Origin of the sequence: Thermomonas sp. S9 (assembly GCF_024704365.1) — a bacterium.
Classification (GTDB): Bacteria; Pseudomonadota; Gammaproteobacteria; order Xanthomonadales; family Xanthomonadaceae; genus Thermomonas.
This window is the reverse complement of record NZ_JAJDFY010000001.1, coordinates 1,316,668-1,343,109: the sequence shown is the minus strand read 5'-3', so window position 1 is coordinate 1,343,109 and position 26,442 is coordinate 1,316,668. Positions and strand designations below refer to the sequence as shown.

18 protein-coding genes and 4 pseudogenes are annotated in these 26,442 nt (G+C 68.9%); 12 read left to right on the top strand and 10 right to left on the bottom strand.

Features of this window, described 5'->3' with window-relative positions; all coding sequences use genetic code 11:
- Nucleotides 1-18 precede the first annotated feature (18 nt).
- From LJB71_RS06650 to LJB71_RS06640, 3 genes and pseudogenes are all read right to left on the bottom strand, one after another.
- Nucleotides 19-789, bottom strand: coding sequence for an NAD kinase (locus tag LJB71_RS06650; RefSeq protein WP_259303560.1), 771 nt, complete (start codon nucleotides 787-789; stop codon nucleotides 19-21).
- A gap of 108 nt (nucleotides 790-897) precedes the next feature.
- Nucleotides 898-5,839, bottom strand: a pseudogene (locus tag LJB71_RS06645) (NAD-glutamate dehydrogenase domain-containing protein).
- A gap of 57 nt (nucleotides 5,840-5,896) precedes the next feature.
- Complete coding sequence (locus tag LJB71_RS06640; RefSeq protein WP_259303559.1) at nucleotides 5,897-7,045, bottom strand: acyl-CoA dehydrogenase family protein; 1,149 nt, start codon at nucleotides 7,043-7,045, stop codon at nucleotides 5,897-5,899.
- Between the two features lie 268 nt (nucleotides 7,046-7,313).
- On the opposite strand from LJB71_RS06640, the pseudogene LJB71_RS06635 reads away from it, so the two are divergent.
- From LJB71_RS06635 to metH, 3 genes and pseudogenes are all read left to right on the top strand, one after another.
- A pseudogene (locus LJB71_RS06635) lies at nucleotides 7,314-8,242 on the top strand (metalloregulator ArsR/SmtB family transcription factor).
- A 16-nt stretch (nucleotides 8,243-8,258) separates the two neighbouring features.
- Nucleotides 8,259-9,370, top strand: a pseudogene (locus LJB71_RS06630) (homocysteine S-methyltransferase family protein).
- Nucleotides 9,367-12,054 carry a methionine synthase gene (metH, locus tag LJB71_RS06625; protein WP_259303558.1) on the top strand — a complete coding sequence of 896 codons (2,688 nt, stop codon included), beginning with the start codon at nucleotides 9,367-9,369 and terminating at the stop codon, nucleotides 12,052-12,054. The pseudogene LJB71_RS06630 and the gene metH overlap by 4 nt, the downstream one beginning before the upstream one ends.
- On the opposite strand, the gene LJB71_RS06620 is transcribed toward metH, so the two are convergent.
- Nucleotides 12,039-12,533 (bottom strand): helix-turn-helix domain-containing protein, encoded by a 495-nt coding sequence (locus LJB71_RS06620; RefSeq protein WP_259303557.1) that lies wholly within the window; start codon nucleotides 12,531-12,533, stop codon nucleotides 12,039-12,041. The two genes, metH and LJB71_RS06620, sit on opposite strands and share 16 nt — an antisense overlap.
- A 205-nt stretch (nucleotides 12,534-12,738) precedes the next feature.
- Here LJB71_RS06620 and LJB71_RS06615 point away from each other — a divergent pair, with 205 nt between their 5' ends.
- The 3 genes from LJB71_RS06615 to LJB71_RS06605 are packed head-to-tail and all read left to right on the top strand — an operon-like array spanning nucleotide 12,739 to nucleotide 16,642.
- Complete coding sequence (locus tag LJB71_RS06615) at nucleotides 12,739-13,086, top strand: helix-turn-helix transcriptional regulator (protein ID WP_259303556.1); 348 nt, start codon at nucleotides 12,739-12,741, stop codon at nucleotides 13,084-13,086.
- Between the two features lie 59 nt (nucleotides 13,087-13,145).
- Nucleotides 13,146-14,141, top strand: a complete 996-nt coding sequence (locus tag LJB71_RS06610) for an ABC transporter substrate-binding protein (protein ID WP_259303555.1) — start codon at nucleotides 13,146-13,148, stop codon at nucleotides 14,139-14,141.
- Nucleotides 14,138-16,642: an EAL domain-containing protein gene (locus tag LJB71_RS06605; protein ID WP_259303554.1), complete on the top strand. Its 2,505-nt coding sequence runs from the start codon at nucleotides 14,138-14,140 to the stop codon at nucleotides 16,640-16,642. Before LJB71_RS06610 ends, LJB71_RS06605 begins: the two co-directional genes overlap by 4 nt.
- Nucleotides 16,643-16,660: 18 nt before the next feature.
- Here the strand turns inward: LJB71_RS06605 and LJB71_RS06600 are convergent, their stop codons facing one another.
- The 5 genes and pseudogenes from LJB71_RS06600 to LJB71_RS06580 all read right to left on the bottom strand — a co-directional run bounded on the left by LJB71_RS06600 (nucleotide 16,661) and on the right by LJB71_RS06580 (nucleotide 20,762).
- Nucleotides 16,661-17,254: a DUF2058 family protein gene (locus LJB71_RS06600; RefSeq protein WP_259303553.1), complete on the bottom strand. Its 594-nt coding sequence runs from the start codon at nucleotides 17,252-17,254 to the stop codon at nucleotides 16,661-16,663.
- 37 nt (nucleotides 17,255-17,291) lie between these two features.
- The gene (locus tag LJB71_RS06595) at nucleotides 17,292-17,525 is read right to left on the bottom strand and encodes a SlyX family protein (protein WP_259303552.1); all 234 of its coding nucleotides are present in this window, start codon (nucleotides 17,523-17,525) and stop codon (nucleotides 17,292-17,294) included.
- Nucleotides 17,522-18,876, bottom strand: a pseudogene (locus tag LJB71_RS06590) (UDP-glucose/GDP-mannose dehydrogenase family protein). The gene LJB71_RS06595 and the pseudogene LJB71_RS06590 overlap by 4 nt, the downstream one beginning before the upstream one ends.
- Before the next feature lie 84 nt (nucleotides 18,877-18,960).
- A complete protein-coding gene (locus LJB71_RS06585) occupies nucleotides 18,961-19,647 on the bottom strand; it encodes an FKBP-type peptidyl-prolyl cis-trans isomerase (protein WP_259303551.1) in 687 nt (228 codons plus the stop codon).
- A gap of 197 nt (nucleotides 19,648-19,844) precedes the next feature.
- Nucleotides 19,845-20,762: an FKBP-type peptidyl-prolyl cis-trans isomerase gene (locus LJB71_RS06580; protein WP_259303550.1), complete on the bottom strand. Its 918-nt coding sequence runs from the start codon at nucleotides 20,760-20,762 to the stop codon at nucleotides 19,845-19,847.
- A 221-nt stretch (nucleotides 20,763-20,983) separates the two neighbouring features.
- On the opposite strand from LJB71_RS06580, the gene LJB71_RS06575 reads away from it, so the two are divergent.
- The 6 genes from LJB71_RS06575 to LJB71_RS06550 all read left to right on the top strand — a co-directional run bounded on the left by LJB71_RS06575 (nucleotide 20,984) and on the right by LJB71_RS06550 (nucleotide 24,918).
- On the top strand, nucleotides 20,984-21,232 hold the full coding sequence (locus tag LJB71_RS06575; protein ID WP_259303549.1) for a hypothetical protein: 249 nt from the start codon (nucleotides 20,984-20,986) through the stop codon (nucleotides 21,230-21,232).
- 3 nt (nucleotides 21,233-21,235) lie between these two features.
- Nucleotides 21,236-21,607 carry a GntR family transcriptional regulator gene (locus tag LJB71_RS06570; RefSeq protein ID WP_259303548.1) on the top strand — a complete coding sequence of 124 codons (372 nt, stop codon included), beginning with the start codon at nucleotides 21,236-21,238 and terminating at the stop codon, nucleotides 21,605-21,607.
- On the top strand, nucleotides 21,604-22,479 hold the full coding sequence (locus LJB71_RS06565) for an ABC transporter ATP-binding protein (RefSeq protein ID WP_259303547.1): 876 nt from the start codon (nucleotides 21,604-21,606) through the stop codon (nucleotides 22,477-22,479). Before LJB71_RS06570 ends, LJB71_RS06565 begins: the two co-directional genes overlap by 4 nt.
- A complete protein-coding gene (locus LJB71_RS06560; protein ID WP_259303546.1) occupies nucleotides 22,476-23,534 on the top strand; it encodes an ABC-2 transporter permease in 1,059 nt (352 codons plus the stop codon). Before LJB71_RS06565 ends, LJB71_RS06560 begins: the two co-directional genes overlap by 4 nt.
- Nucleotides 23,535-23,716: 182 nt before the next feature.
- The gene (locus LJB71_RS06555; protein WP_259303545.1) at nucleotides 23,717-24,262 is read left to right on the top strand and encodes a YggN family protein; all 546 of its coding nucleotides are present in this window, start codon (nucleotides 23,717-23,719) and stop codon (nucleotides 24,260-24,262) included.
- A gap of 158 nt (nucleotides 24,263-24,420) precedes the next feature.
- Nucleotides 24,421-24,918, top strand: coding sequence for a hypothetical protein (locus LJB71_RS06550; protein ID WP_259303544.1), 498 nt, complete (start codon nucleotides 24,421-24,423; stop codon nucleotides 24,916-24,918).
- A 21-nt stretch (nucleotides 24,919-24,939) separates the two neighbouring features.
- On the opposite strand, the gene LJB71_RS06545 is transcribed toward LJB71_RS06550, so the two are convergent.
- Entirely contained in the window at nucleotides 24,940-26,370 is a 1,431-nt protein-coding gene (locus tag LJB71_RS06545; RefSeq protein WP_259303543.1) for a class II fumarate hydratase, read from the bottom strand.
- Nucleotides 26,371-26,442 lie beyond the last annotated feature (72 nt).

Sequence of the window (26,442 nt, the reverse complement as noted above, 5' to 3'; positions counted from 1 at the left end):
CGCGCTCGGGGGGCAGGACTAGACGGTGAACTGCTCGATCAGGATGCGCTCTTCCAGGTTGTGCTCGGGGTCGAACAGCAGGGTGACGTGGCGGTTGCGGGACTCGCGCACCAGCACCTCGGTGACATCGCGCACCTCATGCGAATCGGCGGTGGCGCTGACCGGGCGCTTGAGCGGGTCGCGCACCCGGAAGCGCACTTCGGTGCCCGCCTTGAGTACCGCGCCACGCCAGCGCCGCGGCCGGAACGGGGCGATCGGGGTCAACGCCATCACGTTGGCGCCGAGCGGAAGGATCGGGCCGTGCGCGGAGAAGTTGTAGGCGGTGCTGCCGGCCGGGGTGGCCAGCATCACCCCGTCGCAGATCAGCTCGTCCAGGCGCACCTCGCCATTGAGCGCGATGCAGATGTGCGCGGCCTGGCGGGTCTGGCGCAGCAGCGAGACCTCGTTGTAGGCCAGCGAGGTGACGCTGGCGCCGGATTCGGTCTGGGCGCGCATCTCCAGCGGATGCAGCACCGCCGGTTCCGCCGCCGCGATCCGCGCCAGCAAGTCGTCGCCGGGGCGATACTGGTTCATCAGGAACCCCACCGTGCCGAGCTTCATCCCGTACACCGGCCGCCCCAGCGCGCCGTGGCGGTGCAGGGTCTGCAGCATGAAGCCATCGCCGCCGAGGGCCACGATCACGTCGGCGTCCGCCGGTGGATACGCTCCGTGGATACGCTGCAGTTCGGCCAGCGCGGCCTGGGCCTCGGCAGCGGGACTGGCAAGCAGGGCAAGGCGGGAAGCATTCATGCCTGGAGAATAACAAGACGCAGCGCAGCGGTGCGTTGCGCTTCCACGGCGAAAACGCAAAGGGCGTCCGGTTCGGGACGCCCTTTGCAGCCAACGCAGGCGACGCGCTCAACCGCGCTGGGCCAGCTGCGCCACCCGCTGCACCGCCACCGAGGCGGTGGGATAGTCCACGCTCTTCTGCGCCGCCAGCTCGGCCAGCATCGCCAGGGTGAAGCGCAGCGAGGCATCGTCGCGGCCCAGCCATGCCTGCACCTTGGCATCCGCGTCCTTGCCCGGCATCGCCAGCACCTGGCCGGTGAGGGTGCGCAGCTGCGCGAACAGTTCGTCGCGCAGCACCCCGCGCGCGACCGCGTGCCAGCGCCCCTCCACCTTCAGCGCCTCGATCTGCTGACGCAGCCAGGGCGCATGCAGGGCATCGGCGAGACGGAAGTAGACTTTGGCCACCTCCACCGGACGCAGCTTGCGCTCGCGCGCCAGCTCGATGATGTCCGGGCTGGCATCGAGATAGGGCAGCGCCGCCAGCTGGTCGGCCAGCGCATCCGGTACCCCTTTCTCGCGCCACAGCCGGCGGCTGGCCTCGTAGTCCGGCCGCTGCGACGGCGGCAGGATGCCCTCGCCGGCGCGGATGTCGCGGAAGCCGTCGTGGTAGCGCTCGACTGCGGTGGCGATCGCCGGCACCGCGCCCGGGCGCGACAGCAGCCAGCGGGTGAAGCTGCGCTGCAGTTCCCAGATCACCTGCAGGGCGTCGATCTGCACCGACTCGGCCACCTTGCCGTCGAGACCGTCGATCTGCGCCCACAATTCGCGCGCATCCAGCGTCTCGCGGGTGATGGTGTAGGCGCGCGCGATCTCGCCGATGCTGCGGCCGCTGTCCTCCTGCATGCGCAGGAAGAAGGTCGCGCCCATGCGGTTGATGGTGGAGTTGGTCACCGCGGTGGCGATGATCTCGCGCTTCAGGCGGTGGTTCTCCATCGCCCTGGCGCACTTCTTCTGCAGCGGCTCGGGGAAGTAGCGCACCAGCTCCTTCGACAGGTACGGATCCTCCGGCACGTCCGATTCCAGCAGCTGCGGATAGGCCACCAGCTTGGCGTAGGACAGCAGGATGCACAGCTCCGGGCGGGTCAGGCCCTGCCCGCGCAGAGTACGCTCGGCGATCTCGGCATCGCTGGGCAGGAACTCGATCTGGCGGTCCAGCAGGCCCTGCGCCTCCAGGGTGCGGATGAAGTGCATCTTCGAGCCGAGACGCGAGGCGCTCATCCGCTCCATCAGGGTCAGCGCCTGGTTCTGCCGGTAATTGTCGTTCAGCACCAGCTGCGCCACTTCATCGGTCATCTCTGCCAGCAGCTTGTTGCGCGCGGGCAGGGTCAGCCGCTTCTTCTGCACCTCGCCGTTGAGCAGGATCTTGATGTTCACCTCGTGGTCGGAGGTGTCCACGCCGGCCGAGTTGTCGATGAAGTCGGTGTTCAGCAGCACCCCCGCCTGCGCGGCCTCGATGCGGCCGAGCTGGGTCATGCCGAGATTGCCGCCCTCGCCCACCACCTTGCAGCGCAGGTCGGCGCCATTGACACGCAGCGCGTTGTTGGCGCGGTCGCCGACGTCGGCGTTGTTCTCGCCGCTGGCCTTGACGTAGGTGCCGATCCCGCCGTTCCACAGCAGGCCCACCGGCGCACGCAGCGCCGCGCTGATCAGCTCGCTCGGCGTCATCGACTTGACCTCCGGATCCAGCCCCAGCGCCTGCTGCACCTGCGGGGTGATCTCGATGGCCTTGAGCGAGCGCGCATACACGCCACCGCCGGCGCTGATCAGCGATTTGTCGTAATCGTTCCAGCTCGATCGCGGCAGCCTGAACAGGCGCTCGCGCTCCTTGAACGAGGCCGCCGGATCGGGGTTCGGGTCGAGGAAGATGTGGCGGTGGTCGAAGGCGCATACCAGCCTGATGTGCCGGGACAGCAGCATGCCGTTGCCGAACACATCGCCCGACATGTCGCCGATGCCGACCACGGTGAAGTCCTCGCGCTGGCAGTCGCGGCCGAGCGCGCGGAAGTGGCGCTTGACCGATTCCCACGCACCGCGCGCGGTGATGCCCATGCCCTTGTGGTCGTAGCCCGCCGAGCCGCCGGAGGCGAACGCGTCATCCAGCCAGAAGCCATGCGCCTGGGCGATGCCGTTGGCGATGTCCGAGAAGGTCGCGGTGCCCTTGTCGGCCGCCACCACCAGGTACGGATCGTCGCCGTCGTGGCGCACCACCCCGGCCGGAGCCAGCACCTTGCCGTCGGCCGACAGGTTGTCGGTGATGTCCAGCAACCCGTTGATGAAGCGCTTGTAGCAGGCCACGCCCTCGTTGAACCAGGCGTCGCGGTCCTGTGCCGGGTCCGGCGCCTGCTTGCAGAAGAAGCCGCCCTTGCTGCCGACCGGCACGATCACGGTGTTCTTCACCATCTGCGCCTTGACCAGGCCCAGCACCTCGGTGCGGAAGTCCTCGCGGCGGTCGGACCAGCGCAGGCCGCCGCGCGCGACCGGCCCGAAGCGCAGGTGGATGCCTTCCACCCGCGGGCCGCACACCCAGATCTCGCGGTACGGGCGCGGCTTCGGCAGGTCGGGCACGCGCGAGGAATCCAGCTTGAAGCTGACGTAATCGGCCGGGCCGCCGTCCTTGCGCAGGCCGTGCGGGTAATGGATGTAGAAACTGGTGCGCAGGGTGGCGTCGATCACGCCCATGAAGCTGCGCACGATGCGGTCCTCGTCGAGGCTGGACACCCGGTCCAGCAGCCCCAGCAGGGCGCCGCGCGCGGCCTGCTCCTGGCGCACGCGGTCGCTGCCGCGGGCCTCCACCAGCGGCTGCAGCGCGGCCACGGTGGCCTCGTCGCCGAGCGCCAGCGCGCGCAGCTGCGCCTGCAGGCGGGCCATGCCCTGCTCGATCTCGGCGCGGCTTTCCTTGCCGGTGCCGGGGTGGAAGCGCGCCTCGAACAGCTCCACCAGCAGCCGCGCCAGCAGCGGATAGCGCGCCAGGGTGGCTTCCATGTAGTTCTGCGAGAACGGCACCCCGATCTGCAGCAGGTACTTGCAATACGCGCGCAGCACCGAGACCTGGCGCCAGTCCAGCTTGGCCAGCAGCACCAGGCGGTTGAAGCCGTCGTTCTCGGAATTGCCGCGCAGGACCTGCTCGAACGCGGTCTCGAACGCCTCGCGCACGGCCTCCACGTCCAGCGCCTCGAAGCCGACCTGGTCCTGCTGGCTGATCACCTCGAAGTCCTGGATGAACACCGACTCGTGGCCGACCTCGACCTCGAACAGGCGCTCGGACAGCACCTTCAACCCCATGTTCTCCAGCACCGGCATCACCTCCGACAGCACCAGCGGGGTGGCGTAGCGGAACACCTTGAAGCGCAGGCGCTCGTGCTGCGGGGCCGGGGTGCGGTAGAGCTTCAGGCACATGTCGCCGGGCTGGTGCAGGCCGGCGATCTGGCGTACGTCGTCGGCCGCCACCTGCGGGCTGACCTCCTCGATGTAGCCGGCCGGCAGCGCGCCGCCGTAGCGGGCCGCGAGCTTGAGCCCGGCTTCCTCGCCCTCCCTTGCCACCAGCTGCTCGCGCAGCTCGTCGCGCCAGTCGCGCACGATGTCGGCCAGGCCGGCCTCCAGCGCGGGCATGTCCACCTGCACCGCGTCCTCGCCGGCGCGCTGGCGCACGATGATGTGCAGCTGCGCCAGCGGCGAGTCGCCGATCTGCACGTTGGTATCCACCCGCTCGCCGCCCAGGGCATCCATCAGCATCGCCTCGATCCGCTGGCGCACCTGGGTGCTCATACGGTCGCGCGGCACGTAGGCCAGCGCGGAGTAGTAGCGGCCGTAGCGGTCGCGGCGCAGGAACAGCTTGCTGCGCACGCGTTCCTGCAGGCCGAGGATGCCCATGCAGGTGCGGTGCAGCTCCTCCTCGCCGGACTGGAACAGCTCGTCGCGCGGCAGCGTCTCCAGGATGTGGCGCAGCGCCTTGCCGCTGTGAGCTGTACGGATCCAGCCCGGACTTCTCCATCACGTAGTTGAAGCGCTCGCGCACCAGCGGGATGTCCCACGGGCGGCGGGTGTAGGCGCTGGAGGTGTACAGGCCGAGGAAACGCTGCTCGGCCACCGCGCGGCCCTTGGCGTCGAATTCCAGTACGCCGATGTAATCCATGTAGCCGGGGCGGTGGATGGTCGAACGCGCGTTGGTCTTGGTCAGGATCAGCGCATCCACCGAGCCGGACTGCGGCATGTAATGCGCCGCCAGCGACTTCAGCGGACGCGGCTTGCTGTCGTCCTCGCCGCGCAGCAGGCCCAGGCCGCTGCCCGGCACCGCCGCCAGCACCTCCTCCTTGCCGCGCTTCTCGATCCGGTATTCGCGGTAGCCAAAGAAAGTGAAGTGGTCGTCGGCCGCCCAGCGCAGGAACTCCTGCGCCTCGTGACGGCCGGCCTCGTTCACCGGCAGGCGGCGGGTGGAGAGGTCGTCCGCGATGCCCTGCATCTTCGAACGCATCTGCTGCCAGTCGGAGACGACCGCGCGCACGTCACCCAGCACCTGGACGATGTGGGCCTTCAGCCGGGCGATTTCCGCATGCGGCTGGCGGTCGATCTCCAGGTGCATCAGCGATTCCGGCGCGCCTTCACCAACCGCCAGCAGCTTGCCAGCCTTGTCGCGCTGCATGCGGATCACCGGGTGCCCCAGCACGTGCACACCGATACCAGCCTCGGCCAGCGCCATCGTCACCGAATCGACCAGGAACGGCATGTCGTCGTTGACGATCTGCAGCAGGGTATGGGCCGAATCGGCGGGATTGAACAGGCGCACGCTGGCCTTGCCGCGCTTGCGGCTGCGCGCGAACTCCAGCATGTCGGCGGCCAGCTCGGCCCAGCCGGCGGCGCTGCGGCTGGCGAATTCCTCGGCGTCCATGCGCCGGTAGAACGCGGCGGCGAACGCCTGCGCCTCGGCGCGGTCGGCCTTGCCCATGCGCTTGGCCAGGGCATCGAGAATGGGGGTGAGATCGGCGCTTTCGGAGGGTGCGACGGAGGTTTTCATCGAATGGGAACCTTCAAGGAAACGGCCGCGCCCGGGCGCGGCCGTCGGGAGGCATGCTCAGCGCAGCCCGGTTTCGTTGCGGGCGATCACCAGCCGCTGGATCTCGCTGGTGCCTTCGTAGATTTCGGTGATCTTGGCGTCGCGGAAGTAACGCTCGATCGGCATTTCCTTGGAATAGCCCATGCCGCCGTGGATCTGCAGCGCCTGGTGGGTGATCCACATCGCCGCCTCCGAGGCGGTCAGCTTGGCCACCGAGGCCTCGGTGGTGAAGCGCTGGCCCTGCCCCTTCAGCCACGCCGCGCGCAGGGTCAGCAGCAGGGCCGCATCCAGCTTGCACTTCATGTCGGCGATCTTGGCCTGGGTCATCTGGAACGCGCCGATCGGCTGGCCGAACGCCTTGCGGTCCTTGACGTAGGCCAGGGTGGCCTCGTAGGCGGCGCGGGCGATGCCGATCGCCTGGCTGGCGATGCCGATGCGGCCGGCATCCAGTACACCCATGGCGATCTTGAAGCCCTGGCCTTCCTCGCCCAGCACTTCATCCGGCTCGACCACGTAGTCGGTGAACTCGATCTCGCAGGTGGCGGAGGCGCGGATGCCCAGCTTCGGCTCGGTCTTGCCGCGGTGGAAGCCGGCGCGCCCGGTGTCGATCATGAACGCGGTGATGCCGCGCGCGCCCTTGTCGGGATCGGTCATCGCGAACAGCACGATGTACCGGGCGACCGGGCCGGAGGTGATCCAGCTCTTCTTGCCGTTGACCACGAAACGGCCGTCGGCCTGCTTCACCGCGCGGCAGCGCATCGCGGTGGCGTCCGAACCGGACTGCGGCTCGGTCAGCGCGAACGCGCCGATCTCACGGCCTTCCGCGATCGCGCGCACGTACTTCTGCTTCTGCGCCTCGGTGCCGAAGGTGAGGATGCCGTTGCAGAACAGCGAATTGTTGACGGAGACAATCGTGCTGTGGGCGGCATCGGCCGCAGCGATCTCGATCATCGCCAGCACATAGCTGATTGGATCCATGCCGGCACCGCCGTATTCGACCGGCACCTCGATGCCCATCAGGCCGTTCTCGCCCAGGGCGCGGATGTTCTCGAGCGGGAACTCGCCGCTGCGGTCGTGGTGCTCGGCGCTGGGCGCGATCTTCTCGCGCGCGATCCGTCGCGCCACGTCCTGGATCATCAATTGTTCTTCGCTGAAGCCGAAATCCACGAGCGCCTCTCTATGCGTGTCTCCGAAGATGCGGCATTGTAGCCCCGCGCCGCGACGAACCCCAGCCATGCGGCGGCGTCCGGCGCTTCGCGGGCGGCCCCGTGCGAAACGCCGATGCAGGCGTCGCGCAGCGTGCATTCCGATCGCGCACCGGGCGATCCGACGGCCCTCGCCGGCCGCATCGCCTCGGGCTCCCCGGGTCGGCCCGGCTTGACCTGCAAGCGCCATCGCGGAATAATTATCTTTGAATCGCGATGGAAAGATATTTATGGATCTGGAAGGCTGGTCCGCGCACCTGAAGGTGTTCGCCGATGCCACCCGCGTGCGCCTGCTGGCGCTGCTGGAAGGCGAGGAGCTGACCGTCGCGGAGCTGTCCGCGATCACCCAGCTGGCGCAGCCGCGGGTGTCCACCCATCTGGCCAAGCTCAAGGAGGCGGGCCTGGTACGCGACCGCCGCTCCGGGGTCTCGGCCTACTACCGCTTCGACGATGCCGCGATCGAGCCGGCCCAGCGCATGCTGTGGCAATCCATCCGCACCGGTAGCGACGACCCCCTGCTGCGCCAGGACGCCGAACGCGTGCCCGCCGTGCTGGCGATGCGCGCGGCCGACCAGAACTGGGCCGACAGCGTGGCCGGCGACATGGAACGCCATTACTCGCCGGGGCGCACCTGGGAGGCGCTGGCGCGCACCGCGCTGCCGCTGCTGTGGCCGGGCGACGTGCTCGACATCGCCTCCGGCGACGGCGTGCTGGCGGAACTGCTGTCCCCGCACGCCGACCGCTACGTGTGCGTGGATTCCAGCCCGCGCGTGGTCGCGGCGGCGAGCGAGCGCCTGCGCCGCTTCGACAACGTCGAAGTGCGTGAGGGCGACATGCACGCGCTGCCCTTCGCCAACGCCAGCTTCGACCTGGTGGTGCTGATGCACGCGCTGACCTACGCCACCCGGCCGGCGCAGGCGGTGGCCGAGGCCGCGCGCTGCTGCGCCCGGGCGGACGCCTGCTGCTGTCCAGCCTGGCCCGCCACGAGCACCGCAGCGTGGTGGAGGCCTACGGCCACGTGAACCTGGGGTTCACCCACAAGGAACTGCGCAGGTTCGCGGAGAAGGCCGGATTGACGGTCGCCAACTGCGAGACCGTCACCCGCGAGCGCCGCCCGCCCCATTTCGAGGTGATCGCGCTGACCGGCGTCAAGCCGTGAGCGGAGGACTTCCCCCATGTCCCTGCCCTGGCTCGCCCCCGCCCGCGTCGCCGCGCTCGAGAATGCGCTGGCTCGCCGCATCCTGGTGATCGACGGCGCGATGGGCACCATGATCCAGCGCCACCACCTGACCGAAGCCGACTACCGCGGCGAGCGCTTCGCCTCCGGCTTCGATGCCCTGTGCGCGCCCGCCGGCCACGCCCACGGCCCCGGCTGTGGCTGCGAGGGGCATGACCAGCGCGGCAACAACGACCTGCTCACGCTGACCCGCCCAGGCATCATCCGCGGCATCCACCGCGCCTACCTCGAGGCCGGCGCCGACCTGATCGAAACCAACACCTTCAACTCCACCAGCGTCTCGCTGGCCGACTACCGCCTGCCGCACCTGGTGCGCGAGCTGAACCGCGAGGGCGCGCGCCTGGCCCGCAGCGAATGCGATGCCGTCGAGGCGCGGGATCCGTCGCAGCCGCGCTTCGTGATCGGCGTACTCGGTCCCACCAACCGTACCGCCTCGCTCTCGCCGGACGTCAGCCGCCCCGGCTTTCGCGCCATCACCTTCGACGGCCTCGCGGATGCCTACCGCGAGGCCGCACGCGGCCTGGTCGAAGGCGGGGCGGACATCCTGATGGTGGAGACCGTGTTCGACACGCTCAATGCCAAGGCCGCGCTGTTCGCGATCGACGATGTATTCGCGGAAGTCGGCGCGCGGCTGCCGGTGATGATCTCCGGCACCATCACCGATGCTTCCGGGCGCACGCTCTCCGGGCAGACCGCCGAGGCGTTCTGGTATTCGCTGCGACATGCGCGCCCGCTGGCGATCGGCCTGAACTGCGCGCTCGGCGCGCGCGATCTGCGCCCGCACATCGACGTGCTGGCACGGGTGGCCGATACCCGCGTCAGTACCCATCCCAATGCCGGGCTCCCCAATGCCTTCGGTGGCTACGACGAGACCCCGGAGGACATGGCGCGCTGCTGCGCGAATTCGCCGAATCCGGGCTGCTCAATCTGGTCGGCGGCTGCTGCGGCACCACGCCCGAGCACATCCGCGCGATCGCCGCGGCGGTGCGCGACCTGCCGCCGCGCGCGGTGCCGGCACTCGCCGCCGTGCCCACGGAGGCCGCGGCGTGAACGCCCTGCTCCGCCACACCCGGCTGGCCGGGCTGGAGCCGCTGGTCATCACGGCCGAGTCCAACTTCATCAACGTCGGCGAGCGCACCAACGTCACCGGCAGCGCGCAGTTCAAGAAGCTGATCCTGGAAGGCCGCTACGACGAGGCGGTCGCGGTGGCGCGCCAGCAGGTGGAAAGCGGCGCGCAGGTCCTCGACGTCAACATGGACGAGGGCCTGCTGGACTCGAAGCGGGCGATGGTGGAGTTCCTCAACCTGATCGCCGCCGAGCCGGACATCGCCCGCGTGCCGGTGATGGTGGATTCCTCCAGGTGGGAGGTGATCGAGGCCGGCCTGAAGTGCCTGCAGGGCAAGGGCATCGTCAACTCGATCTCGCTGAAGGAAGGCGAGGCGGAGTTCCTGCGCCAGGCCCGCCTGGTGCGCCGCTACGGCGCGGCGGTGGTGGTGATGGCCTTCGACGAAGCCGGCCAGGCCGACAGCGCGGCGCGCAAGGTCGAGATCTGCGCGCGCGCCTACCACCTGCTCACCACACGGGTGGGCTTCCCGCCCGAGGACATCATCTTCGATCCCAACGTGTTCGCGATCGCCACCGGCATCGAGGAGCACGACAACTACGCGGTGGACTTCATCGAGGCCACCCGCGCGCTGCGCCGCCGCTTCCCGCACTGCCACGTCTCCGGCGGCGTCTCCAACGTCTCGTTCTCCTTCCGCGGCAACGAGCCGGTGCGGCAGGCGATCCACTCGGTATTCCTCTATCACGCCATCCGCGCCGGGATGGACATGGGGATCGTCAACGCCGGCGCGCTGCCGATCTACGACGACCTCGACCCGCTACTGCGCGAACGGGTCGAGGACGTGGTGCTGAACCGCCGCCCGGATGCCACCGAACGCCTGCTGGAAATCGCAGGCACATACAAAAAGAAAAAAGGCGAAAAGAAAACCGAGGGCCTGGCCTGGCGCCAGCAGCCGGTCGCCGCCCGGTTGTCGCATGCACTGGTGCACGGCATCGATGAGCACATCGAGCAGGACACCGAAGAAGCCCGGCAGGCCGCCGCGCGCCCGCTGGACGTGATCGAAGGGCCGCTGATGGCCGGTATGAACGTGGTCGGTGACCTGTTCGGCGCCGGCAAGATGTTCCTGCCGCAGGTGGTGAAATCGGCCCGGGTGATGAAGAAGGCGGTGGCGTACCTGCTGCCCTACATCGAGGCCGAGAAGCTGCGCAGCGGCGACACCGGCAAAAGCAATGGAAAGATCGTGCTGGCCACGGTCAAGGGCGACGTGCACGACATCGGCAAGAACATCGTCGGCGTGGTGCTGGCCTGCAACAACTTCGAGGTGACCGATCTCGGGGTGATGGTGCCGGCGCAGAAGATCCTGGATACCGCGCGCGAGGTGGGCGCCGACATGATCGGGCTGTCCGGCCTGATCACGCCCTCGCTGGAAGAGATGAGCCACGTGGCGAAGGAGATGCAGCGGCAGGGCTTCACCATCCCGCTGCTGATCGGCGGAGCCACCACGTCGCGCGCACACACCGCGCTGAAGATCGACCCGCATTACGCAGCGCCGACGATCTGGGTGAAAGACGCCTCGCGCGCGGTGAACGTGGCGCAGTCGCTGATGAGCCCCGAACTGCGCGGCGGCTTCGTGCAGGCCGCGGCCAACGACTATGCCGACGTGCGCCAGCGCCACCGCAACCGCGGCGGCGGGCGCCTCCTCGTGCCGCTGGAACAGGCGCGCGCGCGCCGCTTCCGCGCCGACTGGGAGGCCTATGCCCCGCCCATGCCCCGGCAACCCGGGATCCACGTGTTCGACGACTACCCGCTGGCCGAACTGATCGACTGCATCGACTGGTCGCCGTTCTTCAGCGCCTGGGAGCTTGCCGGCAAATACCCGAAGATTTTCGACGACGCCGTGGTCGGCCCCCAGGCGCGTGAGCTGTATCGCGATGCGCGTGCGATGCTGGAGCAGATCGTGGCCGAAAAATGGCTGACCGCGCGCGGCGTCATCGGCCTGTGGCCGGCCAACAGCGTGGGCGATGACGTGGTGCTGCAGGCCGATGGCGGCGAACACTGGCTGCGCTTCCTGCGCCAGCAGGCCGACAAGCCCGCCGACCGCCCGAACCTGTGCCTGGCCGACTTCGTCGCCCCGCGCGACAGCGGCCGCCAGGACTGGATCGGCGCGTTCGCGGTCACCGCCGGAATCGGGATCGAAGCGCACGTGGCGCGCTTCGAAGCCGAGCACGACGACTACCGCGCGATCCTGCTCAAGGCGCTGGCCGACCGCCTGGCCGAAGCCTTCGCCGAACGCCTGCACCAGCGCGTGCGCACCGGGTTCTGGGGCTACGCGCCGGACGAGGCGCTGGACAACGAGGCCCTGATCGCCGAGGCCTACCGCGGCATCCGTCCGGCCCCGGGCTACCCGGCCTGCCCCGAACACAGCGAAAAGCAGGCGCTGTTCGACCTGCTGGATGCCCGCGCGCATACCGGCATCCGCCTGACCGAGCACTTCGCGATGAGCCCGGCGGCGAGTGTCTGCGGCTACTACTTCAGCCATCCCGACAGCCGCTATTTCGTGGTCGGGCAACTGACGCGGGAGCAGGTTGCCGACTACGCCCGCCGCAAGGGCGTCGAACTCACCCAGGCCGAGCGCTGGCTGGCGGCCGAGCTGGATTACGACCCGGAGTGAGGCATGGCCCCGGCCTCGATGCCACTGGCATTGCCTTCGCTATTGCGATCCTGTGCCAGGCGTGCGGCCTCGGTCCGCGCGAATTCGAGGATTTCACCGTAGGGACGCCCATGCATCAGCCATGCATGGATGCGTGCCATCAGCGCGAAGAATTGGTGCTTGGGCAGCCATAGACCCCGCAAGGCCTCTTCCGCGAGCTCGTGGGACACCATCAGGCCTTGCCCGTCCTGTCCCGCAGTCGTGCCGGGCTCGCCGGTGCAGGCCGCCTCCATCCCGGTCAACACCCAGGTCGGGCTCCAGCCCAGACGGAACAATGCGACCAGCGCCTGCGCATCCGGCGAACGACGATCCTGTTCGTAGTTCTGCCAGGTGCGGAGCGCCACTCCAATACGCCCGGCCATGTCGGCCTGGCTGCCACCGATGGATGCACGTATGTACGCTAGACGCTGCCCTATCGTGCGCAGATCCGGATGCCGCACCGTCCATCCCGTGGCCAGATCCGTGCCTGACTGTTTTTTTCGTTGCCCCGTAAAAATTCGGACATTCCGTCAATCCTTTTGCGCCCCAAAGCCCGAGCGAAGTTTTCCGCCCTAGACGCAATGCGCAACAAATTGCTTGACTTGATGCAATTTTGTGCGTATACCCTAGAGAGTTAAGCCGCCCACTCAACCCGACAGCGCCGACGTGACAGCAAAGCAATCCCCGAAAAAAGCCAGTCACAAGGACTGGCACCCTGCCGAGGTGGTCGCTGCGCTGCGCATGAAAGGCTATTCGCTGCGGCAACTGGCCAAACTCAACGGATACGGCAACCAGAACAGCCTGACCACTGCGCTGCACCGGCCCTATCCTCTGGCCGAAGCAATCATCGCAGAGGCCATCGGCCTGCCGGCGCCCGGGATCTGGCCATCGCGCTACGACGCGGACGGGAAACCAAACCGCGGACGCCCCGGCCCGAAACCGATGCTGCCCTCCGGGGCCAAGCCTAGCAGGCTGCGGGCGATGCGCAATCCGCAAAATGCAGGTATCGCTTGAATGCGATACCGTCGGTTCCACTAGCCACTGGGTTCCATCCGGCAACGCAAGGGGGATGCGTGGGATTGTTCGCCAAGGGATTGGGATACCTGCCCCATCTGGGCGTACTGCTTCTGGCCGCCCTGCCTTTGCTGCTGCCTGTCACCTGCTCGTCCACCTACCAGAAGCCGCTGACCGTCGGCACCAACGTCTGGACCGGCAATGAACCGCTGTATCTGGCGCGCGACCTCGGGTATTACGACGGCAGCCGGCTGCGGCTGGTGGAGCTGAGCTCGAACACGCAATCGATGGATGCGCTGCGCTCGGGCCGGCTGGACGCGGCCGCGCTGACGCTGGACGAGGCGCTGACCCTCGTCGCGGAGGGCGTGCCGCTGCGCGTCGTCTGGGTGCTGGATGTCTCGGCCGGCGCGGATGCGGTGCTGGGCCGTGCGGGGGTGGAGACCCTTGCCGACCTGCGCGGCCGCCGGATCGGGGTGGAGCAGACCGCGACTGGCGCCTACCTGCTGGATGCCGCGTTGCACCGGGCCGGCTTGACTCCTGCCGATGTCGATATCGTCCCGCTACCGGTGGATGCGCATGCGGATGAATTCCGGAAAGGCCGCGTGGACGCGCTGGTGACCTTCGATCCATCGCGCCTGTCGCTGCTAAACGAAGGCGCGCACGCGCTGTTCGACAGCCGCCAGCTGCCCGGCGAGATCGTGGACGTGCTGGTGGTGCGCGACGAAGCGCTGAGGTGCTGCGCCGAGGACATCCGCCGCCTGATCGCAGGCCAGCAGCGCGCGCTGGCCTATCTGGCCCGCCACCGCGAGGATGCGCTGGCCCGGATGGCGCCGCGGCTGGGCCTGCCGCCGGCCGGCGTGGCGCAGTCGCTGTCCGACCTGGTGCTGCCGGACATGCCTTACAACCGGGCCTTGATCGGCGGGAGCACGCCCGCGCTTCAGGCCAGTGCCCGGCGCCAGGCGGCGCTGATGCAGCAGCACGGCCTGCTGGCCACCGCACCGGATACCCGCGGCCTGCTCGATGGCCGTTTCACCCGTGACGAGGCTGCCCAATGAGCATGGAACGCACTTCGATCCCCGCACTCCGCGTCATCAACCTGCGGCTGTGGTTGCCGCTGTTTCTCGCCTTCGTGGCCATCATCCGGCTGGGCATGCTGCTGTGGGTGGAACACCAGAATTACCGGCAGCACCTGCAGACGTTCATTGATCGCAACGCGCATGCGCAGCTGCTGCAGACCCGCCGCAACCTGGAAGCCGTGCTGCGCCAGCACACCGGCCCCGGGGTGGACGTCATCCTGTCCGAGCTGGGGCTGGAGCCAATGGTCCAGCGCGCCGCGCTGATCGACGAAAGCAACCAGGTGCTGGCCGCCACGCGCTTTGCATGGAAAGGCCAACCCGCCCTCAGGGTCATTCCTGGCTACCCCCTCCAGCTGACCGCGCAGGCCCGCAGTCAGCGGCATGAGTACCTGGCGTGGGATGCCGCACACAACCACCTGCTTGCAGTGGCGCCCCTGGTGATGGAGCTGCGGCCCGACGAATTGCGCTCGAATCGAATCGGACTGCTGCTGATCGACTACGACCTGACGCCGCTGCAGACCGAGGCCTGGCAACGCAGCCTGGAGATGGCCGGGCTGTCAGCCGCGGTGCTGGTACTGACCATGCTGCTGCTGTACGCACTGGCCCAGCGCTTCATCCTGCGCCCGGCGCAGGCGCTGGCACAGGGCATGCAATGGATCGGCCAGGGCCAGTTCGATGCGATCCCGCAGCTGCGCGGTAGCGGCGAGTTCAAGGCGCTGGGGGACGCCATGGCCCGCATGGCCGAGGACCTGCAGCACAGCCGCCTGGCCCTGACCGAGAGCGAGGCGCGCTACCGCCACCTGTCGGATGCCGCCACCGAAGCCATCTTCATCCATGACGGCGGCACCATTGTCGATGCCAACGCCGCTGCCGGCCGCCTGATCGGCCTGCCGGCCGAGACGCTCAGGGGGCGCGACATCTACACCCTGATCGCCGAACACGACCGCCAGCGCAAGCGCGAGCTGTCCACACGCGGCATGGAGGGGCGCTGGGCGCTGGACTTCCTGGCCGCGGACGGCAGCATCGTGCCCACCGAGGTGGCGGTGCGCGAATGGCAGAGCGGCGGGCACAGCCTGCGGGTGGTCGCCGCCCACGACATCCGCGAACGCCTGGCGGCCGAGGAGGAAATCCGGCAGCTGTCCAACTTCGACCCGCTGACCGGCCTGCCCAACCGCAAATACCTGCAGGAACGGGTGGTGGACGAGCTCGCCACCACCAGACTGCGTGGCCAGCACGCCGCGCTGGCTGCCTTCGATCTCGACGGGTTTACCGCGATCAACGAATCGCTGGGCATGGCCGTCGGCGACGCGGTGCTGCGCGGGGTGGCCCAGCGCCTAACCCACCAGTTGCAGCAGGGCCAGCTGCTGGCGCGCCTGCATGGCGACACCTTCAGTCTGCTGATGCCGGAGCTGGAGCCGGCGCTGGAACAGGCTTCCACCCAGGCCGCGCGCACCGTGGAACGGTTGCTGGCCAGTCTTGAGCAACCGCTTGCGGTGCAGGACCATACCCTGCACCTGAGCGCCAGCGCCGGGGTGGCGATGATCCCCAACGACAGCCGCGATCCCGGCGAGCTGCTGCGCGAGGCGGAGACCGCGATGCACCAGGCCAAGCTGGCCAGCGGCAACCGTATCCGGTTTTTCGCCCACGACCTGCAGCAGGCCGCCAGCCGGCGCCTGCGCCTGCGCAACGACCTCAAGGCCGCACTGGATGCCGGCGGCCAGCTGCTGCTGCATTACCAGCCGCAGGTGGACGCGCACGGCCAGCTGCGCGGAATCGAGGCGCTGGTGCGCTGGCAGCACCCGGAACGCGGGCTGGTGGCCCCGGGCGAGTTCATCGCGGAGGCCGAGGCCAGCGGCCTGATCGTGCCGCTGGGCTACTGGGTGCTGGAAGAAGCGGTGGCCTGCATGCAGCGCTGCCGGGCCAACCGCGAGGACGGCGCGCCATGGCCGCATGACCTGGCCATGGGCGTGAACGTGAGCCCGCGCCAGTTCCGCGAGCCGGACTTCGTGCACCGGATCGAGGACCTGCTGGATCGGCTTGCCGGCAACCCGCTGCTGCTGGAGCTGGAGCTGACCGAGAGCGTGTTGTCCGACGACCTGGAGGCCACGCTGGAGAAGATGCAGGTGCTGCGCCGGCACGGCGTGAAGCTGGCGCTGGACGACTTCGGCACCGGCTATTCCAGCCTGTCCTACCTCAAGCGGATGCCGATCAACACCCTCAAGATCGACCGCAGCTTCGTGATCGACATCGACGCGCAGCCGCATCCAGACCTCGGCAAGCGGCCGGCCGCGCTGATCGAGGCGATCATCGGCATGGCCCACCAGCTGGACATGCAGGTCCTGGCCGAGGGCGTGGAAACCGAGGCCCAGCATGCCCGCCTGCTGCAGGCCGGCTGCGACATCTTCCAGGGCTACCTGTTCAGCCGCCCGCTGCCAGAACAGGCGATGCGGGAGTGGATGCGCCAGCGCGCCGCGGGATGACCGCCGCGCGCCCAGACCTCACCACATCAGGTCGTCCGGCACCTGGTACTTCGGGTCGGAATAGGGATCTTCCTCGGCCGGAGCATTCGGATCCACCTTGAGCGCGACGGCCGGGGCGAAGATGGCCTCGGCCTCGGCCAGCACCGCGGCGTCCACCAGCAGGTAGCGCCCGTTGAGCTGGACCACGCCGAGCTGGCCGGCGTTGAGCGCCTTCAGCTGCCCGGCGGTGACGTGCACGCGCTTGATCTTGCCGCCGTATTCGAAATGGCGCACGTGCTCGGCGTCGGCCGCGTTCAGCGCCTTGCCCTGCAGAAAGGCCTCCAGCTTCGCCTTGGCCTCGCGGCGCTGGCGCGCTTCCTCCTGCTTGCGGCGCTCGGCCGCGATGCGCTCGTCCTTTTCCTTCTGCGCGCGGATCGCATAGGCCTTGGCCAGGTCGATGTCCTCGCGCGTGCGCGGCGCGGGCGGGCGCGACGGACGCGCGGGCTTGCCGCTCTGTCCCGGCGCCGATTTGCGGGCGTCCTGCCGGCGCGGTTCCTGCTTCGGGCGCGCGGCGGGCTTCGGGACGTCCTTGAAGCCCAGGCCCAGCAGCTGGTCGCGGAGGGAATTGCTCATGGCGTACTCGCTGGCGAAAAACGGACGATCGGAACCATCAGTAATGCGGGGGCGGCGGCTCGCTGGCAGCATCGCCCACCGCCGGGCTGTTGGCCAGCGCGCTGCGCAGCTGGCGCAACTCCTCCAATGCGCGATGCAGGCGCAGCGCATTGGCAGATTCCTCGGCGCGCGCGGCGGCCAGCGCATCGCTGAGCTCCTGCAGCGCGTGCTCCTGGAACGCCAGCCGCGTTTCCAGATCCACCAGCCGACGCTCGAGCTCGGGATCGATCACGCCAGCGCCTCCCGCCGCAGCGAACGGCCGCGCCCAATGCCGTAATAGGCGATGCCCGCCGCCTCGACCTCGGCCGGAGCGTACAGGTTGCGGCCGTCGAAGATCACCGCATCCGCAAGCTGCGTGCGCAGCTGCGCAAAATCCGGGCTGCGGAACTGCTTCCACTCGGTGACGACCACCAGCGCATCCGCGCCCTGCAGCGCGGCCTGCGCGCTGTCACACAGCTGCAGGTCCTCACGCGCACCGAAGAGCCGCCGCGCCTCGCCCATCGCCTCGGGATCGAAGGCCTGCACCCGCGCCCCTGCTTCCCACAGCTGCGCCAGCAGGGCGCGGCTGGACGCCTCGCGCATGTCGTCGGTATTCGGCTTGAACGCCAGCCCCCACAGCGCCACGGTCTTGCCGCGCAGGGATTCGGCACCCCCGTAATGGCGCGTCATCAACGTAAACAGATGCTGCTTCTGCGCGGCATTCACCGCCTCCACCGCGCCCAGCAGGCGCGGCGTCACCCCATGCTGCTGCGCGGTGCGCGCCAGCGCCTGCACGTCCTTGGGAAGCAGGAGCCGCCGTAGCCGGCGCCGGGATAGATGAAATGCCAGCCGATACGCGGATCGGAGCCGATGCCCTTGCGCACCATCTCCACGTCCGCGCCGACCTGCTCGGCGATGTTGGCGATCTCGTTCATGAAGCTGATCTTGGTCGCCAGCATCGCGTTGGCGGCGTACTTGGTCAGCTCGGCCGAACGCACGTCCATCGCCACGATCCGCTCGTGGTTGCGGTTGAACGGCGCATAGAGCCGGCGCAGTGTCTCCAGCGCCTGCGGGCTGTCGGTGCCGATCACGATGCGGTCCGGGCGCATGCAGTCCTCCACCGCCGCGCCCTCCTTCAGGAACTCCGGGTTGGAGACCACGTGGAAGGCAATCTCCACCCCGCGTGATGCCAGCTCGTCTTTGATCGCCGCGCGCACGCGGTCGGCGGTGCCCACCGGCACGGTGGACTTGTCCACCACGATTGCCGGGCGTTGCAGATGCTGGCCGATGGTGCGCGCCACCGCCAGCACATACTGCAGGTCGGCGCTGCCATCCTCGTCCGGCGGCGTGCCGACCGCGATGAAATGCACCTCGCCATGGGCGATGCCCTCCGCCGCGTCGGTGGTGAAGCGCAACCGCCCGGCGGCATGGTTGGCCTTGACCATCGGCGTGAGGCCCGGCTCGTAGATCGGCACCTCGCCGCGGTTCAGGCCCGCGACCTTGGCCGCATCGATGTCCACGCACACCACCTCGTGGCCCACCTCGGCCAGGCAGGTGCCCGTCACCAGGCCCACGTAGCCGGTACCGAAAATGCAGATGCGCATATCCATTGCCTCCGGAAAGAAAAAGCCCGGGCGCGCTCGCAGCGCCGGGCCTCGAACGACAGCGCGGAGTTTACTGCGCCGGCCTTACTGCGCGCCGCGCGGCGGCTTGACGATCTCCAGCAGCTCGACCTCGAACTCCAGCACCTGGTTGGGGCCGATCATCGGCGGCGCCTGCTCGCCGTAGGCCAGCTTGGCCGGGATCCAGAACTTGTACTTGGAGCCGACCGGCATCAGCTGCAGGCCCTCGGCCCAGCCCGGGATCACGCCCTGCAGCGGCAGCACCGCCGGCTCGCCGCGCTTGTAGGAGCTGTCGAACTCGGTGCCGTCCAGCAGGCTGCCCTTGTAGTTCACCTTCACGCCATCATTGGCGCCCGGCTTCGGACCCTTGCCCTCGGTGATGACCTGGTACTGCAGCCCAGACGCCGTGGTGACCACGCCCGGCTTCTTGGCGTTCTCGGCCAGGAACTTCTCGCCCTTCTCCAGGTTGGCCTTGGCCTCTTCCATCATCCTGGCGATCTGCTTGGCCTGCATGCGCTGGCCGAAGCCTTGCATGATCTGCTGCGCCTGGGCCTCGGTGATCAGCGCCTTGCCGCCGGTCATCTGGGTGCGCAGGGCCTTCACCACGGTGTCGGTATTGACCTCGTCCTTGATCTCGGACAGCTGCTTGCCCATCGCCATGCCGATGGCATAGCTCACCTGCTCCTTCTCGGTCGGCAGGCCGGGGTAGCCGGTCTTCTCGTCGGCGGACTTGGCTTGCCTGCGCGGCGGCATCGGACACCTCCACCGGTTTCTTTTCGGTATTGCAGGCGGACACGGCCAGCACGGTGGCCAGGGCAAGCAGGGGTGGGACGGACGATCGGCTTCATCTGCGGGAAACTCCGGGGAAGTGGCATGGGAAACGGCGTGGCGGGAAAGCCGGCGCGGGCGCTGGCAGGAACGCGATTACGGGCAAACCAGTGGGGTTGGACTCATTCGACGCCCAACAGTTCCACGTCGAACACCAGGGTGGCATTGGGTGGGATGTCGCGGCCGGCGCCTTTTTCGCCGTAGCCGAGCGCGGCCGGGATCCAGAACCGGTACTTGGCGCCGACCGGCATCATCGCCACGCCTTCGCTCCAGCCCTTGATGACCTGGTCGAGGCCGAATTCGGCGGGCTCGCCGCGATCGTAGGAACTGTCGAACTTGGTGCCGTCCAGCAGGGTGCCGACATAATCCACCTTGACCCGCTGACCGGGCTTCGGGCGCACGCCGCTGCCCTGGCGCAGGATCTGGTACTGCAGCCCGCTGGGGGTGACGAACACGCCCTTCACCTGGCGGTTCCTGGCCAGGAACGCCTGCTCCTTCTCGAGCGCGGAGTCGCCCTCGCGCTTGCGCTCCGCCGCGCGCTTTTCCTCCAGCCGCGCCGAGAAGCGGCTGCGCACCTGGGCGAGCTGCGCCGCGTCCAGCAGCGGCCTGGCGGCCGGGTCGGCGCCGTCCTTCACCCCGCGCAGGAACATCGGCATGTCGAATTCTCCGCGCGCATCCTGCAGCGTCAGGCCGACGGTGGCGCCCAGCAGCAGGCCCACCCTGGCGCGGTCCAGGGTCGCCGCCGGCTTGCCGGCCTTGCGCGCGGCGATGTTCGCCATCAGCCCCTGCCAGGTGGCGCGCGCCTCGTCCGGCGCCAGCAGCGGCTTGCCGCCGGCCAGTGCGTTCTCGACCGCGCGCTGGAATGCGGCCATGTCCACGTCCGGTAGGCCAGGGCCGACGCTACGGCCGGCATCCAGGCCCAGCATGTAGCCCACCTGCTCGCGCTCGCCGGAAAGCGTTGCTTCCTGCGCCTGCAGCGTACCCACCACCAGGGCCAGGGCCAGCAGCGCGGCCCAGGGCCGCCGCAATGAAAACCGCATCGTGTCGCTCTCCGGAAGCGCCCGCCACGGGCACACAGGCCGGCCGGGCAACGCGCCATTGTCGTTCCCCGGCCCGGCAGCGGCAATCCTTCGCATCGCCTTCGCGCGCGCCGGCCCGTGCCCACCCCTGTCTTTGGTTGGGGGCACAAGGGGGCTTGACAGGTAAGGCCCCAGTGTTATAGTTTCCTACAACACCAAATGCCCAGAGCAGGACGTTCCCCATGAACCGCAAGCTCCACAACTCCCTGATGGCGGCCCTGGCCTCGAGCGCCCTGTTCGTCATCGCGCTGCTGGCCAGTACCCCGGCCACCTCCTCCGCCCCGGCATCGCTGGCCCAGGACGCGCCACTGCAGGACGCCGCCCTGGCCGGCCTGGCGCCCGCGCTGGACGCCCCCGCGGCGCGGACCGGCACACGCCCGTTGCGACAATCGGTACGGATGCCGTTCTTCTCCTTTGCACCGCGGAGCTGAGCCATGGCCACCGTCGAATGGAGCGATGGCGCTCCCATCTACCGCCAGCTCAAGGAGCGCGTGATCGCGATGATGCTGGACGGCGTGCTGAAGCCGGGCGATGCCCTGCCTTCGGTGCGGCAGGTGGCCGCCGAATACCAGCTGAACCCGATCACCGTCTCGCGCGCCTACCAGGAGCTCGCGGACGACCAACTCGTCGAAAAACGCAGGGGGCTTGGCATGTACGTCACCGAGGGCGCCACCGCGCGCCTGCTGCAGAGCGAGCGCGAGCGCTTCCTGCGCGAGGAATGGCCGCAGGTATTGGAACGCATCCAGCGCCTGGGCCTGAACATCGAAGAACTGCTGGATCCGCAGCAGAAATGGGGGAAGAAGTGAACGCCGACACGAACCTGCCCGTGGTGGCCGCCCGCGGCCTGCGCAAGGCCTACAAGAACACGCTGGCGCTGGATGATGCCCGCTTCGAAATCCCGGCCGGCCGCATCGTCGGCCTGATCGGCCCCAACGGCGCCGGCAAGACCACCGCGCTCAAGGCGATCCTCGGCCTGATCCCGTTCGAGGGCGAGCTGCAGGTCTTGGGCAAGGACCCGCGCACCCAGCGCGACGCATTGATGAACGACGTCTGCTTCATCGCCGACGTGGCCGTGCTGCCGCGCTGGATCACGGTGGCGCAGGCGATCGAGTTCGTCGCCGGGGTGCACCCGCGCTTCGATGCCGCGCGCTGCCAGCGCTTCCTGGAAGGCACCCAGCTCAAGCCCGGCATGAAGGTGCGCGAGATGTCCAAGGGCATGATCGTGCAGCTGCACCTGGCGCTGGTGATGGCGATCGACGCCCGCCTGCTGGTGCTGGACGAGCCCACCATCGGCCTGGACATCCTCTACCGCAAGCAGTTCTACCAGCGCCTGCTGGAGGACTACTTCGACGAGGGCAAGACCATCCTGGTCACCACCCACCAGGTCGAGGAGATCGAGCACATCCTGACCGACGTGATGTTCATCCGCGCCGGCAAGATCGTGCTGGAAACCGCGATGGACACGCTCGGCGAGCGCTATCTCGAGGTCCTGGTGAACGCCGACCGGCTCGAGGAAGCGCGCGCACTGCGGCCGGTCGACGAGCGCAGCCTGCCGTTCGGCAAGACCGTGATGCTGTTCGACGGCGCCGACCCGGCGCGCCTGGCCGAGCTTGGCGAAACCCGCACCCCCGGCCTGGCCGACCTGTTCGTCGCCACCATGAAAGGAACCTACGCATGAACGCCCGCACCGACATGGACGGCTTCGACGCCGCTTCGCGCGCGCCCGCACGCACCCCGCCGCACGCCACCCACAAGCTGAGGCTGCTGCTCAAGCGCGAGTTCTGGGAGCACAAGGGCGGCTTCCTCTGGGCGCCGGTCTGGGCCGGCGGCATCTCCCTGCTCTTGACCCTGATGGCGCTGGTGATGGCCGAGGTGGGGCTGCGCCGGACGGTGACCGAGCACGGCGGCCTCCGGGTCGATGGCCAGGTGATCGTCAACGGCCTCGACCTGAGCCTGATGACCGACAAGATGTCGCCGGAGGACCTGCAGAAGCTGGCCGACGGCGTCAGCATGAGCACCGCCACGGCCATGTTCTGGCCCCTGCTGGCACTCGGCTTCGTGGTGTTCTTCTACTGCCTGGGCAGCCTGTACGACGAGCGCAAAAACCGCAGCGTGCTGTTCTGGAAGTCGCTGCCGGTCTCCGACCGCGACACCGTGCTGGCGAAGGCGGCCAGCGCGCTGCTGGTGGCGCCGGCCCTCGCGGTGGCGGTCGGGATCGCCTGCATGGTCGCGTTCCTGCTGGTGCTCAGCGTGTTCGTGCTGCTCCACCACGGCAACCCGCTGACCCTGCTGTGGAGCCCCGGCAACCTGCTGGCCAACGCGGGCCTGGCGATCGCGGCGATCCCGGTGTACGCGCTGTGGGCGCTGCCCAGCGCCGGCTGGCTGATGCTGTGCTCGGCCTGGGCGCGCAGCAAGCCGTTCCTGTGGGCGATCATGCTGCCGGTGTTCGCCGGGGTGTTCATCAGCTGGTTCGACCTGCTGCACCTGTTCGACCTCCAGAGCAGCTGGTTCTGGAAGCACGTGGTGGCGCACCTGCTGGGCGGCGTGTTCCCCGGTTCCTGGTTCGGCGTGACCGACCTCGGCATATTCAAGGACGGCCACTTCGGGCACATGGCCGCGCTCAGGACGATGTACGCGACGCTGGCCACCCCGCAGCTCTGGATCGGTGTCGCCGCCGGGGTGGTGATGATCACCGCCAGCATCCGCCTGCGCCGCTGGCGCGACGACAACTGAGCGCCCGCCACTGCCCCATTCTTTCGAGGATCCAACCATGCACCGCACGCACCGCACCCATCTCGCCCTCGCGCTCGCCGCCACCCTGCCGCTGGCCGCCTGCAGCAAGCCCCCCGGCCCCGCCCGCGCCGCCGGCCGCCCCTGCCTCCGCCGACGCCCCGCTCGGCTTCATCGGCCAGCAGGTGGACAAGGCCCTGACCGAGGCGCGCAAGGAACTGCGCGAAAAAAACCTCAGCCTCAACGGCAACATCGACCTCAACATCAACGGCAGGCAGGTGCGGCACGACACCTCGCGCCTGCCGAAGGCCGAGATCACCCCGCAGGGCGATTTGCTGATCGAGGGCAAAGCCGTCGCCATCGACGCCGCCCAGCGCCGGCAGTTGCTGGACTACCGCCAGCACGTGATCGCGCTGGCCGAGGCCGGTATCGCGATCGGCGGCCGTGGCGCGGACATCGCCGGCGAGGCGCTGGGCGGCGCGCTGGGCGCTGCCTTCGGCGGCGAGCAGGCGCGCCAGGATTTCGAGCGCCGGATGCAGGCCAAGAGCGACCAGATCGAGGCCGAGGCGCGCAAGCTGTGCGTCCAGCTGCCGCCGCTGCTGGCGCTGCAGCAGTCGCTGGCGGCCTCGCTGCCGGCGTTCAGGCCCTACGCCACCATGACCCAGGCCGATATCGACGACTGCGGCAAGTCGCAGGGCAAGGGCAGCGGCGTGGCGGTCACCAGCCAGTGAAGTGAGCCGCCCGGTCGGGCGCACGGCACGCGCCCGACCCGATGAAAAAACGACGCCCGCATCCGATAGCGATGACAGCGGGCCGCCCCAGTCCTCGTCGTTCCGGCGGCGGCAGCGGCCCGGCTCCTCATCCACGACTGCGCTTTCAGGATGCCTGTATGTCGCTCCGCCCGAATCACTCCGGCACCCGCAATCCACTCCAGCCGATCTTTCTGGCACTGCTGCTGGGTGTGCTCTCCAGCTGTGCCAGCACCCCGCCCCCCAGCACCTACGGCCCGATGGACGTCATGCAGAAGATGATCGTGCACCACGGGGTCATCGTGGCCCTGCGCGAGGTGACGCTGCAGAACCCGACCACCGGCACCGGCCAGGTGCTGGGCGGCAGCCTGGGCGGCATCGCCGGTAGCGAAACCGGCGGCGGACGTGGGCAGCTGGTCGGCGGCGTGCTCGGGGCCGGCATCGGCCAGGCGCTGGGCGAGAAAGCCGAACGCGCGCTGGCCAGGCAGGCCGGCCTGGAAATCACCTGGCGAGAAGATGGCAGCGACCAGGAGTACGTGTTGGTGCAGGCCAAGGACCCCGAGCATCCGCTGGCCGTCGGCGACCGCATCCGGGTGGTGGAAAGCGCCAGCAGCATTCGCGCGTTCAAAGAGGATTGAGGCGGGAAAATCGCGCGCTGGCTAGCCTGCACCGCCCGCGCCGGCATGGATGCCGCCGCGGGTGAGCGCGGCCGGGTCCAGCAGACGGCGCAGTCGGGCTTCGTCCAGCCCGCTGTCCTCCAGCGCCACCGCCAGCACCGGACGGCCTTCGGCATAGGCGCGCTTGGCGATCGCCGCGGCCTTTTCGTAGCCGATCACCGGATTGAGCGCGGTCACCAGGATCGGGTTGCGCTCCAGCGCGGCGGCCACACCCTCGGTGCGCACCTTCAGCCCGGCGATCGCCTGGTCGGCCAGCGCGCGCATGGCATTGGCCAGCAGCACCAGCTGCTCGTCGAGATTGCTGGCGATCAGCGGCAGCATCACGTTGAGCTGGAAGTTGCCGCTCTGGCCGGCCACGGTGATCGCCTGGTGCAGACCGATCACCTGCGCGCAGGCCATGCACAGCGCCTCCGGGATCACCGGGTTGACCTTGCCCGGCATGATCGAGCTGCCCGGCTGCAGCGCCGGCAGTTCGATCTCGCCCAGGCCCGCCAGCGGCCCGGAGTTCATCCAGCGCAGGTCGTTGCCGATCTTCATCAGCGCCACCGCCAGCGCGGACAGCTGGCCGGACAGCTCCACCAGATCGTCCTGCGCGGCCAGCCCTTCGAACAGGTTGCCGGCCTGCTCGAACTTGGCGCCGGTGGCGGCCGCCAGCGCCTTGGCCACGCGCTTGCCGAACTTCGGATGCGCATTGATGCCGGTGCCGATGGCGGTGCCGCCGATCGGCAGCCGGTGCACGCGCTTCAGGCTGTCCTCGATCCGTGCCTGCGCGGAGGCGAGCTGCGCCGACCACGCCGAAAACTCCTGCGCGAAAGTCAGCGGCATCGCATCCATCAAATGCGTGCGCCCGGTCTTGACCACGCCCTTCAGCGCCTTGCCGCGACGGTCGATGGTCTTGCGCAAATGCGCCAACGCCGGCAGCAGGGTCTGCCGCGCCTCCACCACCGCCATCACCCGGATGCTGGTCGGCACCACGTCATTGCTGCTCTGGCCGAGATTCACATGATCGTTCGGGTGGATCGCCAGCTTCGAGCGCGCTGCGGCGAGGTGCGCGATCACCTCGTTGGCGTTCATGTTGCTGGAGGTGCCCGAGCCAGTCTGGTAGCGGTCGATCGGGAACTGGTCCAGATGCGCGCCGGCGGCGATCGCGGTGGCCGCCTGCACGATGGCCTCGCTGCGTGCCGCGTCCAGCAGCCCGAGATGGCCGTTGACCACGGCGGCCGCCGCCTTGACCAGCGCCAGCGCGCGCAGGAACGCCGGCGGCAGCGGCCGTCCGGAGATATGGAAGTTGGCGATCGCGCGCTGGGTCTGCGCGCCCCACAACGCGGCGGCGGGCACCTGCAGCGCGCCCATGCTGTCGTGCTCGGTGCGGAAGCCGCTTGCCGGCTTGCGGCGGGATGCGCGTGTCGTCATGGCCTGCTCCGGGTCGGGAATGTCCGGAGGATAACGCCGCGACGGTTTAGAATGCGCTTCCTTTCGCACGCC